This window comes from uncultured Corynebacterium sp. (assembly GCF_902782855.1).
Classification (GTDB): domain Bacteria; phylum Actinomycetota; class Actinomycetes; order Mycobacteriales; family Mycobacteriaceae; genus Corynebacterium.
In genome coordinates this window covers 1-15,860 of sequence record NZ_CACZOO010000147.1, presented here as the reverse complement: position 1 = coordinate 15,860, position 15,860 = coordinate 1, and the positions used below count along the sequence as shown (strand labels likewise).

Sequence of the window (15,860 nt, the reverse complement as noted above, 5' to 3'; positions counted from 1 at the left end):
GAGGGGGCCACGAGGTAGACGTTGTCCAGTCCGTTGGCAGCGCAGGCGGCATTCCACCGGGCGGACTCCTCCGGCAGCAGATCCGGAATGATGGAGCCCAGTCCACCAGCGGCGGCGAGCTGTTCAGCGAATCTCTCGGGACCGAACTGCAGGATCGGATTCCAGTAACTCATGATCACGGCATTGCTTCCGGCGGCGACGACGGCGGCCACTGCGGCGAAGGTGTCCCGGACGCGGAAGCCGTTGGCCAGGGCCTCGGTACCGGCGGCCTGGATCGTGGGGCCGTCCATCATCGGGTCACTGAAAGGGATGCCCACCTCGATGAGGTCGGCGTAGCGGGCCAGGGTCGTCAGGTTGTCCAGGGCGGCGTCCACCGTGGGGTAGCCGGCGGGCAGGTAGCCGACGAAGGCGGCGCGCCCCTCGGCACGGGCCGAGAGGAATATGTCGGACAGGGCGGTCATCAGTTGTTCTCCTCGGCGATCTCACCGGTGTCGGGATGCATGTTGAACCATTGGGCGGCGGTGTCGACGTCCTTGTCCCCCCGGCCGGAGATGTTCACGATGAACACCGGCTCCCCACCGTCGGCGGTGGTCCGGGTGCCGTCCGCGTACTCGGCGGCGATCTTCACCGCCAGGGCGACGGCATGGGAGGACTCGATCGCAGGAATGATGCCCTCGGTCCTGGTCAGCAGACGGAAGGCGTCCATCGCCTCCGTGTCGGTGATCGGCAGGTACTCGGCCCGCCCGATGTGGGCGAGATGCGAATGCTCCGGGCCGACGCCCGGGTAGTCCAGGCCCGCGGAGATGGAGTGGGACTCGATGATCTGCCCGTCCTCGTCCTGCATCAGGGCGGCGAACGAACCCTGGAACACCCCCTCCCTGCCCACGGTGATCGGGGCGGCGTGACGGCCGGTCTCCACACCGTCGCCCCCGGCCTCGGCACCGAGCAGGGCCACCCCCTCATCATCGATGAAACGGTGGAACAGACCGATGGCGTTGGACCCGCCGCCGACACAGGCCATCACTGCATCCGGCAGGCGTCCCTCAGCGGCGAGGATCTGGGCTCGGGCCTCCACCCCGATGACACGCTGCAGGTCGCGGACCATCTCGGGGAAGGGGTGCGGACCGGCGGCGGTGCCGAAAGCGTAGTAGGTGTCCTCGGCGTGGGAGACCCAGAAGCGCATGGCCTCGTTGATGGCGTCCTTCAGCGTCGCGGAACCGGCGGTGACCTCGATGACCTCCGCACCGAGCAGACGCATCCGGGCGATATTGAGGGCCTGACGCCTCGCGTCGACCTCACCCATGTAGATCCGGCAGTTCAACCCCAGGAGGGCGCACGCCGTGGCAGTGGCTACACCATGTTGACCGGCGCCGGTCTCGGCGATGACGTTCGTCTTGCCCATCCGCTGGGCGAGCAGGACCTGTCCGAGCACGTTGTTGATCTTGTGCGAGCCGGTGTGGTTGAGGTCCTCGCGTTTGAAGTCCACCTTCGCACCGACCGTCGCCGAGAAATTCGGGCCGTGGTACAGCGGCGACGGCCGCCCGGTGTAGTTCCGGTGCAAGTCGTCGAGGGTCTCCAGGAAGGCAGGGTCGACGCGGGCCTTACCCCAGGCGTCCTCGATCTCGGTGACGACGGCCATGAGGGCCTCGGGGATGAAACGACCGCCGTAGTCGCCCCAGTGGCCGAATTCGTCGGCGTCATGGGCGGTGGGGTTGGCGATCACCTCACCGGCCGTCGGCAGGCCGAGGGGGTTTTTCGCGGAATCTGTACTCACAGGACTGTCGGTGCTCACGTCGTCCGACTGTACCCTGCATCACGCCCACCGCCCGGGAACGCCCCCGGGTCGGTCCACTCAGGACCGCGGGAACGCCGGATGCTGACCGGCGGCGACCAACGAACGACAGGCCTGGCCCGGATTCGGAGCGGTGACCAGCCCCTCACCGACGAGGATCGCATCCGCGCCGGCCGCGGCGTAGGTCTGCAGATCGGTCTTGGACCGCACACCGGACTCCGCCACCTTCACGATGCCCCCGGGGATGACCGGGGCGATCCTCGCGAACACGGAGGTGTCCACCTCCAGGGTCTTGAGGTTGCGGGCGTTGACGCCGATGACCTTCGCACCGACGGCGACGGCCCGCTCCGCCTCCTCGACGGTGTGGACCTCGACCAGGGCGGTCATGCCCAGGGACTCGGTGCGGTCCAGCAGGGCGGCCAACCGGTCCTGGTCCAGGGCCGCGACAATGAGCAGGATCACGTCGGCACCGTGGGCGCGGGCCTCGTGGATCTGGTACGGGGTGGTGGTGAAATCCTTGCGGAGCATCGGGATGTCCACCGCGGCACGGACCTTGTCGAAGTCCGCCAGAGACCCGTGGAAGCGCCGCTCCTCGGTGAGACAGCTGATCACGGCCGCACCGTTGGTCTCGTAGGCCTTGGCCAGCACCTCCGGCTCGGGAATGTCGGCGAGATGCCCCTTCGACGGACTCGCCCGCTTCACCTCGGCGATGACACTGACGGACGGGGCGGAGAGGGCGGAGAGGGCGTCCCGTGGCGCGGGGGCGTCCAGGGCACGGGCCTTGATCTCGGAGAGGGGAACCTCCGCCTCGCGGCGGGCGGTGTCCTCAAGGACACCGGCGATGATCTCGTCCAGCACAGTCATGGCGCTATCGTAACCGCCCGTGACGGGCACCACTCAATCAGGCCGGTCGGTGGGGTCCACACCCGCGTCGAGCGCGTCCCACAGGACCCTCCCTGACCCCGGATCCTCGTTGAGGTCCTCGACGACACCCTCGCGGCGCGCCTCAGGGGTCTCGTAGCGGCTGTGGCCCTGCCTGGCCTCCCCCGGCTTCATCGCCAGCAGGACGCCACCGACGACACCACAGGCGGCGGCGATCAGAGCGAGGACGACCGGGAGGGTGTGGACCGAAGCCGCCGTGACGTGCGCCCAGTCGGAGATCTGCACCGGGTCGGACTGCTTCTGTGTCGCCGCCCCGGTGGTCAGCAACTGCCGGGCGCGGTCGAGGTCAGGGTCGCCGCCGAGCAGCACCACTGCAGCGACGCCGGCGACCGCGGCCAGGACCGCACTGATCCCGCCGAGGACACGGCGTGCCACGGGCGCCAACGCGAACGAGAGGATCATCGCGGCGAGCATGGCCAGGGCCAGCGGGGTGCCCGCGGCGTCCCACACCCGGCCGATGATGTCCTTGGTGGATTCGCCGGTCTTGTCGTCGACGACGGAGGCGGTGAGCCAGGTCATCTGACCGGTGCCCCACAGGCCCGCCGCGCTGAGCACGGTGAGCGCCAGTGCCAGGCTTCGTCCGTTGAGCCGCTTCCGCACGGCCTCCCAGCGGGAAGTCACTGTTGCACCCCCACCGGTCGGACGGTCTCGGCGGCGGCCACGGCGCGCAGCACCGCGAGCGCTTTGTTCCGGGTCTCGTCGTCCTCCGCCTCGGGGTCAGAGTCGGCGACGATGCCCCCGCCCGCCTGGACGAACACGGTGCCGTCCTTGTAGAGGCCGGTACGGATGGCGATGGCCTGGTCGGTGTTGCCGGAGAAGTCGAAGTAGCCGACTGTGCCGCCGTAGACACCGCGACGGGTGTCCTCCAGTTCGTCGATGATGGCCAGGGCGGAAGGCTTCGGCGCCCCGGACAGCGTTCCGGCCGGGAAGGTCGCTGCGAAGGCGTCGAGGGCGGTCTCGCCCTCCGCGAGGCGTCCGGAGACGCCGGAGACCAGGTGCATGATCGCACTGTACCGCTCGACGTGGCGGAAGTCATGGACGGTCACGGTACCGGGTTCGCAGACCCGACCGAGGTCGTTGCGCCCCAGGTCGACGAGCATGAGGTGCTCGGAGTTCTCCTTCTCGTCGGCGAGCAGCTCCTTCTCCAGCAGCTCATCCTCCTCGAAGGTCGCGCCGCGGGGACGGGAGCCGGCGATCGGGAAAGTGGTGACCCTGCCGTCCTCGACCTGGACCAGTGACTCCGGGGAGGAGCCGATGATCTGGAAAGCGGTCTCCGAGAAGTCGTCGGACGGGACGTTGACCAGGAACATGTAGGGGCTGGGGTTGGCGACCCTCAGCATGCGGTATATGTCGGTCCCCGGCACCTGAGTGTCCATCTCGAAGCGCTGGGACAGGACGATCTGGAAAGCGTCACCGGCGAGGATGTGTTCCTTGCACAGACCGATGCGACGGATGTGCTCCTCCCTGGCCCGCTGACGCCGCGGCTCCGGGGCCGGTGTGGAGAAGGTCACCGCCGGCAGCGACGACGGGGTGGCCAGACGCCGCTCCATCTCGTCGATGCGGGCGACCGCGTCGGCGTAGGCGTCCTCGATACGGTCGTCGGAGCCGTCCCAGTTCACCGCGTTGGCGATGAGCCAGACGGTGCCCTCGTGGTGGTCGACGACGGCGAGGGTGTCCACCAGCATCTGGACCATGTCGGGGACCTGCAGGTCGTTGATGCAGGTGTCCGGCAGGTCCTCGATGTAGCGGACCATGTCGTGGCCCATGTAGCCGACCAGCCCCGAACTCAGGGTCGGCAGACCGGGCAGCGGCTCGGTGTGCAGCACCGCCAGAGCGTGGCGCACCGCCTCGAGCGGGTCGGCGGGCCCGGCGACGAGGTCATCGGGGGCGGCACCGGTCCAGTGCGCCTCACCGTCACGTGCGACGAGGGCGCAACGTGCCCCGGTGCCGATGAAGGAGTGCCGCGACCAGGACTGACCGGGGGCGGCGGACTCGAACAGGAAAGTGCCGGGCCGGTCGGCGGCGAGCTTCATGTAGGCACTCAGCGCACTCTCTCCGTCGGCGAGGACCTTCCTCACGACGGGGACGACGCGGTGACGGGCACCCAGGCGACGGAAAGTCTCCAGGGAGGTGATCTGGTACGGGTCGGACTCAGCGGTAGTCATCGTCGTCGATTCTAGGTCAGCCGGTCGGCGTCGAAACATGTGTGGTCCCCGGTGTGGCAGGCGCCGCCGGTCTGGTCGACCTTGACCAGCAGGGTGTCACCGTCACAGTCGAGACGGACCTCGTGGACGAACTGGGTGTGACCGGAGGTCTCCCCCTTCACCCAGTACTCGCCCCGGGACCGGGACCAGTAGGTTCCCTTCCCCGTCGCCAGTGTGTGGGCCAGAGCGTGGTCGTCCATCCAGGCGAGCATGAGGACGTCACCGGTGGTGTTCTCCTGGACCACGGCGGGGACAAGGCCGGCCTCGTTGCGCTTGAGGCGGGCGGCGACCGCCGGATCGAGGTCGTAGTCGGCGGGATCGGTGCGGGGGTCGCTCATCGGCGGACCTCGATCCCTGCGTCGGCCATGGCATCCTTGACTTCACCGATGGCGACGTCACCGAAGTGGAAGATGGACGCGGCGAGCACCGCGTCCGCCCCGGACCTGACCGCCGGCGGGAAGTCGGCTGCCTTCCCCGCCCCGCCGGACGCGATGACGGGGATGGTCACGACGGCACGGACGAGTTCGATGAGCTCCAGGTCGAAACCGTCCCGGGTGCCGTCACCGTCCATGGAATTCAGCAGGATCTCACCGACGCCGAGCTCCTGGCCGCGGCGGGCCCACTCGACCGCGTCGAGTCCGGCGGAACGGGTACCACCGTGGGTGGTGACCTCGAAGCCGGAGGGCTGGGGGTCACCGTCCTCGGGGACGCGTCGGGCATCGACGGACAGCACGATGCACTGGGCGCCGAAGCGTCCGGAGAGTTCGCGGAGCAGCTCGGGACGGTGGATCGCCGAGGTGTTCACCGAGACCTTGTCGGCACCGGCGCGGAGCAACTGGTCGACATCGTCTTCAGAACGCACACCGCCACCGACGGTGAGCGGGATGAAGACCTGGTCGGCGGTACGGCGGACCACGTCGAGCATCGTGCCGCGACCGTCCTTCGACGCCGAGACGTCGAGGAAGGTCAGCTCATCGGCGCCCTCGGCGTCGTAGCGGGCGGCGAGCTCGACAGGGTCGCCGGCATCACGCAGGTTCTCGAAGTTGACCCCCTTGACGACGCGACCGTCGTCGACGTCGAGACAAGGGATGACACGGACAGCGACACTCATCGGATTCCTCCACGGTCCTTGACGTCCTGGGCGTTGCGGGCGGCGGTGCCTATCGGCACCGACTGGATGTGCCGGATCAGGTTGGCGTGCACCTCGGGTTCTCCGGCGACGATGCCGGAGACGCCGGGGACCCAGCGGTTGCCGGCGAAGTCGGTGACCTCTCCCCCGTTCTCCCGGATCATGAGGATGCCGGCGCAGTTGTCCCAGAGGTTGGGGCTGAAGGTCACGGTGCCGCCGAAGACTCCGGCGGCGGTGAAGGCGAGGTCGATGCCGCAGGAGCCGGAGACCCGCATGCGCGGGTAGGTCCGGCCGATGGCGTTGAGCATGTCCTGCCGGTAGGAGACCGGGAGGTTTCCCCGGCGCTGCGACAGGATCGAGCCGAAGCCGATCTGGGTCAGCGCCGGGTCCGAGGGCGGCATACTCCGGGCGGGGTGACCGTCGACGAACAGTCCGTGGCCCTTGCGCGCGGTGATCCGTCGGCCGAGCAGGGGCATCTCGCAGACGGCGACGACGGCCTCTCCCTTGTGGACGAGCGAGACGAGGATGCAGCAGAACGGGTTGCCGACGGCGTAGTTCGCGGTGCCGTCGATGGGGTCGACGACCCAGCAGGTCTCCGGGAGTTCGTGCAGGCCGGGGTTTGACGGCCCCCTTGACGGTTTGCTCTGCGGGCCGTCGAACTCGTCCGCGTACTCGTCGTTGGGGTTGATCTCGACCTGCTCGCCGGGCCGGACCACGCCGTATTCCTCACCGTGCACCGGCAGGCCGGTGTAGCGGGTGAGCAGGGTACGCAGCTGACGTTCGACGGAAAGGTCCGCCTCGGTGGCGAAATCACCGGGACTCTTCATCACCGCGGGGTCTGCACCGACGGCGGCGGTGAAGGTGGCCTCGGCCTCGTCGACGGCGGCCTCGGCGATGGCGAGGAGGGCACGGGTGTCGATCTCGTGGTCGACGATGTCGACATCACGGATTTCCGGGGCCTCCTCCGCACCGGTGGACATCCGGTCCTCGGGTGAGCCAATCGGTGAGTCGGTCATGGCCTCACTCCTGTCCGTCTGTCGGGACGGCTTCACCGCGGGCCACGGCGAGAGCCTGTTCGAGGGTGAACTTTCCGGCGTAGAGGGCCTTGCCGACGATGGCGGAGTCGACGCCGTCGGTGACGGCGTCGGCCAGGGCCTCGATGTCGTCGAGGCTGGAGATGCCACCGGAGGCGACGACGGGGGCGGAGGTCGCGGCGGCGACCTCACGCAGCAGGTCGATGTTCGGGCCGGTGAGCATGCCGTCGCGGGAGACGTCGGTGACGACGAAACGGGAGCAGCCCTGGGAGTCGAGGCGCTCAAGAACCTCCCACAGGTCTCCGCCGTCGGAGACCCAGCCGCGACCCCGCAGCCGCCATTCCCCGTCGATCTGACGGGTGTCGAGTCCGATGGCGACACGGTCGCCGTACTCGCCGATGATGCGCTCGCACCAGTCCGGATTCTCCAGGGCCGCAGTGCCGATGTTCACACGCCGGCAGCCGGTGGACAGGGCACGGACCAGTGACTCGTCGTCCCGGATGCCGCCGGAGAGCTCGACGTCGACGTCGAGCCGGCTGATGACCTCGTTGAGCTGGTCGAAGTTGGATCCGGTGCCGAAGGCCGCGTCGAGGTCGACGAGATGCACCCACTGTGCTCCGGCGTTCTGCCAGGCCAGCGCTGCGTCCAGTGGGGCGCCGTAGCTGGTCTCGGAACCTGAGGCCCCCTGGACGAGACGGACGGCCTGGCCGTCGCGGACGTCGACGGCGGGGAGCAGGGTGAGAGTCATGTGAACATCCTATCGCGGAGATGGACGGCCTCAGCCGTATCGTGGGATTTATTATCCCACAAGGTGGTTTCGGGTGGTTTTACAGGGTGGCGAGCCAGTTGCGCAGCAACCGTGCCCCCGCCTCGCCGGACTTCTCCGGGTGGAACTGGGTCGCCCACAGCGGACCGTTCTCCACGGCGGCGACGAACCGGCAGTCTTCGTGGGTGGCCCAGGTGACCTTGGGCGCCTCGGTGTGTCCGTCGGTGACCAGTTCCCAGTCGCGGGCTGCGTAGGAATGGACGAAATAGTAGCGTTCTGCCGGGTCTGCCCCGGCGAAGAGTGCACTGCCGGGCGCTGCGTCCAGCGTATTCCACCCCATGTGCGGCAGCACGGACGCCTCGAGCCTGGTCACCGATCCGGGCCACTGGCCACAGCCTTCCGTCCCCGGACCGTCGCCGTCGGATCCTTCTACGCCGTACTCGAAGAGGATCTGCATGCCGACGCAGATACCGAGGACGGGGCGTCCGCCCGACAGTCGGATGTCGATCATCCGGTCGCCGTGGACGGCGCGCAGACCGGTCATGCAGGCACCGAAGTTCCCGACGCCGGGGACCAGCAGTCCGTCGGCACCCAGGACCGTGTCCGGGTCGGCGGTGACGGTCACCTCCGCCCCCACATGCTCCAGCGCCCGCTGGGCGGATCGGAGGTTACCGGAACCGTAGTCGAGCAGTGCGACGCGAGGAGTTGCCATGCCCGCAGATTCTAGCGTGCGGGCACGTCAGGCACGCGGGCGCCGTCCCGTTGTGAGGTGCCGCAGCCGGGTGCGGATGTTCCGGTACCCGACAACCCGGTGCCGTCCCAGCCACCGGTCGCCGGCCAGGGTGACGGTACCGAGCCCGACCAGCCCTGCCCCGGCGAGGAACACCCCGCCGTAGCCGCTGGAGGAAGCTACGACGCCGAGCACGGCGGAACCGGCGCCGGTACCCGAGTCGAAGGACATGTTCCACGTGGCGGACGCCTCGGAGAGCCGCTCTCTGGGCATCCGGGCGAACATCATCAGCAGGGTCTCGGACTGGACACCACCGAACCCCAGGCCGAACAGGGCCGCAGACCCGAGGGCACCGGCCACCAGCGCGCCACCGGAGGGGGCGGTGTGGATGACGGTCGCCATGGCGAGCATGCCGCCGACAGCGCACAGCGACGCCCACACGACGAGTCGTCCGGGCTCGCCGATGCGGTCCGCCCACCAGCCGGAGATGATGCGCCCGACGATCTGGGCCGCGCCGGTGACCGCCAGTGCGAGACCGGCGACCGTCGCCGCGACGGCGGGGTCGACACCGCCGACCGCGGGGGCGGCGAAGGCGGACAGCGCGCCGAAGCCCATCGCACCGGTGCACAGGCCTACGACGGGCACGAGGGCGAGCTTCCACAGCGGGGCGTGGGTCGCGGCCGGTTCCGCCTGTTCCGCTGGCTGCTTCGGGGCTGCCCTCAGCGGTGGGACGCCCAGGGCGCCGAGCGCCCCGACGACTCCGCAGACCACGGCGATGAGGAAGACGCTGTCGCCGGCGTGGGTGTAGAGGGTGAGCCCGATGCTGAACCCGAGGATCTCGCCGACACCGATCGCCGCGCCGAAGAAGGCGTTCGCCCGACCGAGCTGCCGGGGAGGCACGAGTTCGGCGAGCAGGGCGGACTGCGCCACGGTGACCGCGCCGAAGCCGATGCCGCGCACTGCGGAGACGAGTAGGACGAACCAGGCGCCACCGTCGATGAGGTAGAACGCGGAGGGCACACCCAGCAGGACCGCCGCGCCGATCATCACCGGCACGTAGCCGACCGACCGCAGCAGCCGCGGGACGAAGAACTGTGTGCCGACGGTGGCCGCCATGAAGATGCCGGTGGACAGCCCGGCCAGCGCATCGCCGTAGCCGTCGTCGAGCATGGCCACCGGGATGACCGGCAGCAGCAGCGACCAACCGAGGAATGCACAGAAGACACTGAGCAGAGTCAGGGGCAGGCCCTTGACCTTCAGGACCGCCAGCGCGGCATTGCCGGAGCTCCCCGCCGTCACAGAGTGCCCTTGGTCGACGGCACCCCCGTCACCCGCGGGTCGGACTCGGTGGCGGCACGCAGCGCGCGGGCCACCGCCTTGAACTCCGCCTCGGTGATGTGGTGCGGATCGCGGCCGTAGAGGCAGCGCACGTGCAGGGCGATCCTGGCGTTGAAGGCCAGGGTCTCGAAGAAGTGCTGGTTGATCACGGTGGCGTAGTGCCCACCGATGACGGTGGTCAGCATGGTCTCGGGCTCACCGGTGCCGACGTAGTAGGGACGCCCGGAGACGTCGACGACGGCCTGGGCCAGCGTCTCGTCCATCGGGATGTAGGAGTCCGCGAAGCGGCGGATGCCCTTCTTGTCGCCGAGTGCCTGCGCGAACGCCTGGCCGAGGACGATGGCGGTGTCCTCCACCGTGTGGTGGGCGTCCACCTCGATGTCGCCGTCGGCGTGGACGGTGAGGTCGAAGCTGCCGTGCGCACCGAAGGCGGTGAGCATGTGATCGAAGAAGGGCAGCTTGGTGTGGATGTCGGTCCTCCCGGTGCCGTCGAGGTTGATCTCGACGGTGATGGAGGACTCCTTCGTGCTCCGTTCGATACGCGCGATGCGGTCGGTGCTGGTGCTCACTTGTATTCTCCGATGATCTTGTCGGCGGCGGCGAGGAAGGCGTCGTTCTCCTGCGGCAGTCCCACGGTCATCCGCAGGTGCCCGGCGACGCCCACGTCGCGGATGAGGACGTCGAGGTCGAGGAACTTCTGCCAGAGGTCGTGGGCGTCGGCGTTGTCCGGGACCGCGAAGAAGACGAAGTTCGACTCACTCGGCACGACCTTGTAGCCGAGGTCGGACAGGGCGGCGACGACGCGGATCCGCTCCTCCCGGAGCTTCGCGACGGTGGCCAGGGTCTCGTCGGCGTGGCGCAGGGCGACGGTCGCCGCGGCCTGGGACAGGGTCGACAGGTGGTAGGGCAGACGCACCAGCATGACGGCCTCGATGAAGGCGGGGTCGGCGACGAAGTAGCCGAGGCGTCCGCCGGCGAAGTCGAAGGCCTTCGACATGGTGCGGGAGACCACCAGGGTCGCCGGGTAGTCAGCGAGCAGGGTGGTCGCACTCGGCTCGTCGGAGAACTCGGCGTAGGCCTCGTCGATGACGGCGATGCCGCCGACCGCCCGCTCCGCCTCGATGATGCGGCGCAGGTCGGCGAGCGGGGTGATCCCGCCGGTCGGGTTGTTGGGGGTGGTGACGAAGACGAGGTCGGGTTTCTGTTCCGCGATCTGTGCCACAGCCTTGTCCACGTCGATGGCGAAGTCCGCTCCACTGCGGGGCACGTCCACGAACTCGGTCTGCGTGCCGGAGGCGAGGATGGGGTGCATCGAGTAGCTCGGGGTGAAGCCCATGACCGAGCGCCCCGGACCGCCGAAGGCCTGCAGCAGCTGCTGGAGGACCTCGTTGGAGCCGTTGGCGGCCCACACCTGGTCGCGGGTGACCGACACGTGGGTCTGCTTCGAGACGTAGGCGGCGAGTTCGTCGCGCAGCTCGACGGCGTCCCGCTCGGGGTAGCGGTTGAGGGTGGTGGCCAGGCGGCGCACCTCGGTGACGAGGTCCTCGACGAGTCCCCCGGAGGGCGCGTAGGGGTTCTCGTTGGTGTTCAGCTGGTTGGTGACGGTGAGCTGCGGGGCACCGTAGGCGGACCTGCCACGCAGTTCAGGACGCAGCGGCAGGTCGTTCAGGTCGGTCATGGCTCTCAGATCTCCGGGTTCTCGAAACGTGCCTTCACTGCCTCGCCGTGGGCGGGCAGGCGCTCGGCGTCTGCCAGGGTGACGACCGTGTCCGCGACCTCCTTGAGGGCGGTGCGGTCGTAGTTGATGACGTCGACGTGCTTGAGGAAGGTGTGGGTCGACAGGCCCGAGGAGTGCCGGGCGGTGCCGGAGGTCGGCAGGACGTGGTTCGAGCCGGCGGCGTAGTCACCCAGCGGCACCGGGGAGTACGGGCCGATGAAGATCGCCCCGGCGTTGGTGATCCGGGCGGCGACACCCTCGGCGTCCTCGGTCTGCACCTCCAGGTGCTCGGCGGCGTAGGCGTCCGCCACGCGCACCGACTCATCGAGGTTGTCGGTGAGGATGATGCCGGACTGCACGCCGGTGAGCGCTTCGTTGACCCGGTCGTGGTTGAGGGTGACCCGGTAGCGCTCGGCGACCTCGCGGTCGACGGCGTCTGCCAGCTCGACCGAGTCGGTGATGAGCACGGAGGCGGCCATCGGGTCGTGCTCGGCCTGGCTGATGAGGTCGTAGGCCACGGCGACCGGGTTGGCGGACCCGTCGGCGAGCACGGCGATCTCGGTGGGTCCGGCCTCGGCGTCGATGCCGACGACGGAGCGGCACAGCCGCTTCGCGGCGGTGACGAAGATGTTGCCCGGTCCGGTGACGAGATCGACCGGCTCCAGGTCATACCCGTCGTCGCCGTAGGCCATCAGGGCGATGGCCTGGCCGCCGCCGACGGCCCAGATCTCCTCGACGCCGAGCAGCGAGCAGGCGGCCAGCACGGTCGGGTGCGGCCAACCGCCGCAGTCGGCCTGCGGCGGGGAGCAGACGACAAGGGAACCGACGCCGGCCTCCTGGGCGGGCACAACGTTCATGATCACCGAGGACGGGTAGACTGCCTTGCCGCCTGGCACGTACAGGCCGACCCGGTTGACCGGGATCCAGCGCTCACCGACGAGGCCGCCGGGGGCGATCTCCAGGGTGGCGTCGGCGGGGACCTGGGACGCGTGGAAGGCTCGCACCCGGGAGATGGCCTCGGTCAGGGCGGCGGTGATCGTCGGGTCGAGGCTCTCGGCGGCCTCGGTGATGACGGAGGCCGGCACGCGGACGGAGTCGGGACGCACATGGTCGAAGCTCTCGCCGTACTCGAGGGCCGCGGCGGCACCGCGGTCCCGGACGGCCTCGACCACGGGGGTCACGGCCGGAAGTACATGGTCGATGTCGACTCCTCCGCGGGGCAGGATGCGGCGGAGTTCGGCGGTCGAGGGGGTCTGTCCCCTCAGATCCAGACGCGAAAGCATGAGCTGGGATCGTCTCCTCAGGTGATGGTCGGGTATCGTCTGAAGATTCTAGACGTAGTGCACATGGTCGACGGGACGGAGGGTCTTGAGCAGGATGGCGGATGAGGGACAGGGCGAGGACGCGGGGCGCGGTCTCGCGGATCTTCTACGGGAGTCCGTCAGTGCGGCACGGGCCGGTGACCATGCGACGAGCTGGCAGCTGACCAGTGAGTTCGGCACCCGGTTCTGGCTCACCGACCCTTCCGGCCTGCCCGCGGATCTCGCGCCCGCCGAACGCACCGAGTTCCACGTGCTGCGTGCGGCCGCCGCCGACCGGATGGAACTGCACGACGACACCGTCGCCGAGGTCCGTGCCTGGCGGTCCCTCGCCGAGGACGCCGGGGACACCCCCTCAGCGGTGCTCGCACTGTCCTCGCTGTGCCTGGTCGCGATGGTCGCGGAGTGCGATGATGTGGTGCTGACCTCAGGACTCGCTCCCTCCCCGGCCCTGCTCACCGAACTCGCCGCCCGGCTCACCGATGCCGGGGCCGGGTTGACCGAGGACTCCCCCAGGCACGTCCGGGTGTGCCTGTCCCTGGCCGCGATGGCGGGCCTGACCTGTGCGACCACCACGGAGAACGCCGCAAAGCGTGGACAGTTCCGGGCCCTGTGCGCCCGGTTCACTTCACCGACGGCGCAGCCGGGCGACCGGGTGCTCACCGAGGCCCAGCAACTGCACGCCGACGGCCGGTCCGCGGACGCCGTGGCCCTGGTCGCCGACCATCTGGCGGGCCTGGATCCGGCGGTCTCCCCCACCCAGACCTACGAGGCCCATGACGTGCTGGGGTATCTGGCCCTCACCGCCGGGGAGACGCCGGAGGAGATGGACACCGACGGTGTCCTCGCCCACTGGCGGGCCTGCGCCGAACTCGCCCTCGACCTGGGTGCCCCGCTGGAGGGCATGCACCGGGCAGAACAGGTGTGCCAGCTGCTCAACGCCGACGGCGACTATGACGCGGCCTATGACCTGGCCCGCCGGTACCACGTCGCCCTCGACGGCGCACCGGTGAGCCCCGCACTGCTGAACCTGCGGGCAGTGCGGGCCCGGGCGGCGCTGGGAGCGGACCTGCCGTACGAGGCCTTCGCCCTGGCTGCGTCCACGGCGGACTGGTCCGCACTGACCCCGGACACCGAACGCACCCTGGCCTGCCTGTCCATCGCCACGATGGCGGCGGAAGAGGCCGGGGAGGCCGGCACCCTGGGCTCGGACACCGGGGAGACGGTGGTCTCCCTGCTGGAGCGCGCGGCCGCCCTGCACCTGGACCGGGGTGAACGTATCCCGGCCGCCCAGGTGCTGCGCACCGCGGCCCGGGAACGGTGCTCCTCAGGCGAGACCTCGCGGGCGGTGGAGCTCATGGAACGGGCTCTGCGGGTGCTGGAGGATCCGGGGACCGTCGGCGACCGGTCGGCGGACACCGACGGCGACATGCTGACCTGGCACCTCGCGGACTGGAACGAGGACATGTCGGCGGTGTGGGAGATGGCGGACCGGCCTGATCTCGCGGTGGCCTACGCCGAGCGTGCCGCCCGGTACTTCCGGGACGCCCGGGACCACTCCGGGGCTGCCCTGAACTGGGTCAGTGCGGCGGAACTGTACCTGGACCAGGGTGACGGCTCCGCTTGTGACCGTGCCCTGGACCTCGCCCATGTAGAGCTGCTCAGCGTCCCGGGCGGTGACCCGGACACCGATGCCGGCGGTGCCCTCGACACCGGCGAGAACGCCGCGTGGGAGGGCTACCACGCCCTGCGCAACCTGCGGCAGGGATAGTCATCACGTCCCCCGCGTGCTGTTTCCCTACTCCGTGCCCGGGGCAGGGCGCCCCAACAGGTCAGCGACGACCTTGCTGACCATCGCAGCCATGCTCATGACCGTCAGTTCCAGCTGACCATCAGACCCGGACCCGCCTGGTCCAGTCCCTCGGCCACGGCGGTTTGCGCTGCGGCGACTGTCCTGGTGGACACCGGGATGCCGAGCATGCCGGTGAGCAGTTCGGCGGCGCGGGCCAACGACACGAACTGTCCGCAGGTCAGGTTCACCATCGCGGCTTTCCCCTCGCCCCGTACTGCACCGGGGTGTTCACCCTGGTCGGGGCATCCGGGCTGGTGACGCACCCGCAGGAGCACCGTCGACGGGTCAGGTGGTGTTCGGTGATTTCGGCGTGGATCTCCGGCAGGTCCAACACCTGCCGGATAGTGGTGGAGGTGTCCTGGTCGGCGGTGGTTTCGAGGAGTTGCGGGAGTTCATGCCGAGCTGGCGTTCCAGGTCGGCGACCTCCGCGGTCAGCGCGTCGATGACCGCGGCCTGCTGAACGACGAGAGCAGCGAGCTCGTCGGAGGTAGGCTTGCGGTCATCAGTCACGGAGGTTCTTCGCGTTTGAGTGTGGGGCACGGCCTGTCGCCTGAACCGGACCGCTCGTCAGATCCACCCCCGATCACCACCATCCGCAACCGGTAGTTGTCGAAGTTGCGAAACCCCCGCGCGATCCGCCGGTGCAGCTCAATGAGATTGTTCACCGCCTCCACCGCACCTGATGACCGCCCGGTCGCACAGAACGCCACGATCGGCTCGATCCACGCTGTCAACGTCTTGCCCAGCTTGGCGAGCTCCTCGATCGGACAGTCCGCCATACCCGCCACCGACGACCGGATCACCCCGGCGTCCCGGTCAGCCAAGCCGCGCCGAAACCGCATGCACGCCTTCCACGCCAACTGCAGTTCCACATGCCGGGGCTCGGTGAGCACCTCATCGAGTTTGTCGAGCCACTTGTCATACGGGCCATGCTGCCAGGTGTTGCAGGTCAGCAACCGAAATAACGGGGAGGAAACGACGATGCACAACACGTGCGCGTCGTGAAGAGTTTGCGACAGGAAATGCCATGAAGGCGG

Annotated in this window: 18 protein-coding genes; 1 reads left to right on the top strand and 17 read right to left on the bottom strand. The window is 69.2% G+C overall.

What is annotated here, in order from left to right; genetic code table 11:
- The 14 genes from trpA to hisD all read right to left on the bottom strand — a co-directional run.
- A partial coding sequence (trpA, locus tag QZV72_RS06985; protein WP_297006619.1) for a tryptophan synthase subunit alpha occupies positions 1–461 on the bottom strand: 461 nt, incomplete at its 3' end.
- Positions 461–1,774 (bottom strand): tryptophan synthase subunit beta, encoded by a 1,314-nt coding sequence (trpB, locus tag QZV72_RS06980; protein ID WP_297006622.1) that lies wholly within the window; start codon positions 1,772–1,774, stop codon positions 461–463. The genes trpA and trpB, both read right to left, overlap by 1 nt.
- A gap of 78 nt (positions 1,775–1,852) precedes the next feature.
- Positions 1,853–2,656, bottom strand: coding sequence for an indole-3-glycerol phosphate synthase TrpC (gene trpC, locus QZV72_RS06975; protein WP_297006617.1), 804 nt, complete (start codon positions 2,654–2,656; stop codon positions 1,853–1,855).
- Between the two features lie 33 nt (positions 2,657–2,689).
- The gene (locus tag QZV72_RS06970; protein ID WP_297006615.1) at positions 2,690–3,355 is read right to left on the bottom strand and encodes a TIGR02234 family membrane protein; all 666 of its coding nucleotides are present in this window, start codon (positions 3,353–3,355) and stop codon (positions 2,690–2,692) included.
- The gene (locus QZV72_RS06965; protein WP_297006614.1) at positions 3,352–4,899 is read right to left on the bottom strand and encodes an anthranilate synthase component I; all 1,548 of its coding nucleotides are present in this window, start codon (positions 4,897–4,899) and stop codon (positions 3,352–3,354) included. The genes QZV72_RS06970 and QZV72_RS06965 overlap by 4 nt, the downstream gene beginning before the upstream one ends.
- An 11-nt stretch (positions 4,900–4,910) precedes the next feature.
- The gene (gene hisI, locus QZV72_RS06960) at positions 4,911–5,276 is read right to left on the bottom strand and encodes a phosphoribosyl-AMP cyclohydrolase (protein WP_297006613.1); all 366 of its coding nucleotides are present in this window, start codon (positions 5,274–5,276) and stop codon (positions 4,911–4,913) included.
- Positions 5,273–6,049, bottom strand: a complete 777-nt coding sequence (hisF, locus tag QZV72_RS06955; RefSeq protein WP_297006611.1) for an imidazole glycerol phosphate synthase subunit HisF — start codon at positions 6,047–6,049, stop codon at positions 5,273–5,275. The genes hisI and hisF overlap by 4 nt, the downstream gene beginning before the upstream one ends.
- A complete protein-coding gene (locus QZV72_RS06950; protein ID WP_297006621.1) occupies positions 6,046–7,047 on the bottom strand; it encodes an inositol monophosphatase in 1,002 nt (333 codons plus the stop codon). The genes hisF and QZV72_RS06950 overlap by 4 nt, the downstream gene beginning before the upstream one ends.
- Positions 7,048–7,087: 40 nt before the next feature.
- Positions 7,088–7,849 carry a bifunctional 1-(5-phosphoribosyl)-5-((5-phosphoribosylamino)methylideneamino)imidazole-4-carboxamide isomerase/phosphoribosylanthranilate isomerase PriA gene (gene priA, locus QZV72_RS06945; protein WP_297006609.1) on the bottom strand — a complete coding sequence of 254 codons (762 nt, stop codon included), beginning with the start codon at positions 7,847–7,849 and terminating at the stop codon, positions 7,088–7,090.
- Between the two features lie 79 nt (positions 7,850–7,928).
- Positions 7,929–8,579 (bottom strand): imidazole glycerol phosphate synthase subunit HisH, encoded by a 651-nt coding sequence (gene hisH / locus QZV72_RS06940; protein WP_297006608.1) that lies wholly within the window; start codon positions 8,577–8,579, stop codon positions 7,929–7,931.
- Between the two features lie 27 nt (positions 8,580–8,606).
- Complete coding sequence (locus QZV72_RS06935) at positions 8,607–9,896, bottom strand: MFS transporter (RefSeq protein ID WP_297006606.1); 1,290 nt, start codon at positions 9,894–9,896, stop codon at positions 8,607–8,609.
- On the bottom strand, positions 9,893–10,504 hold the full coding sequence (gene hisB / locus QZV72_RS06930; RefSeq protein ID WP_297006604.1) for an imidazoleglycerol-phosphate dehydratase HisB: 612 nt from the start codon (positions 10,502–10,504) through the stop codon (positions 9,893–9,895). Before hisB ends, QZV72_RS06935 begins: the two co-directional genes overlap by 4 nt.
- Positions 10,501–11,613, bottom strand: a complete 1,113-nt coding sequence (locus tag QZV72_RS06925) for a histidinol-phosphate transaminase (RefSeq protein ID WP_297006603.1) — start codon at positions 11,611–11,613, stop codon at positions 10,501–10,503. The genes hisB and QZV72_RS06925 overlap by 4 nt, the downstream gene beginning before the upstream one ends.
- Positions 11,614–11,618: 5 nt before the next feature.
- Positions 11,619–12,935: a histidinol dehydrogenase gene (gene hisD / locus QZV72_RS06920; protein WP_297006601.1), complete on the bottom strand. Its 1,317-nt coding sequence runs from the start codon at positions 12,933–12,935 to the stop codon at positions 11,619–11,621.
- 94 nt (positions 12,936–13,029) lie between these two features.
- Here hisD and QZV72_RS06915 point away from each other — a divergent pair, with 94 nt between their 5' ends.
- Positions 13,030–14,742, top strand: coding sequence for a hypothetical protein (locus tag QZV72_RS06915; protein ID WP_297006600.1), 1,713 nt, complete (start codon positions 13,030–13,032; stop codon positions 14,740–14,742).
- Positions 14,743–14,846: 104 nt separating this feature from the next.
- Here the strand turns inward: QZV72_RS06915 and QZV72_RS06910 are convergent, their stop codons facing one another.
- The 3 genes from QZV72_RS06910 to QZV72_RS06900 all read right to left on the bottom strand — a co-directional run.
- Entirely contained in the window at positions 14,847–15,014 is a 168-nt protein-coding gene (locus QZV72_RS06910) for a hypothetical protein (RefSeq protein ID WP_297006598.1), read from the bottom strand.
- Between the two features lie 94 nt (positions 15,015–15,108).
- A complete protein-coding gene (locus QZV72_RS06905; RefSeq protein WP_297006597.1) occupies positions 15,109–15,333 on the bottom strand; it encodes a DUF6444 domain-containing protein in 225 nt (74 codons plus the stop codon).
- Positions 15,330–15,860: transposase (locus QZV72_RS06900; protein ID WP_297006594.1), on the bottom strand; the 531-nt coding region annotated here is incomplete at its 5' end. The genes QZV72_RS06900 and QZV72_RS06905, both read right to left, overlap by 4 nt.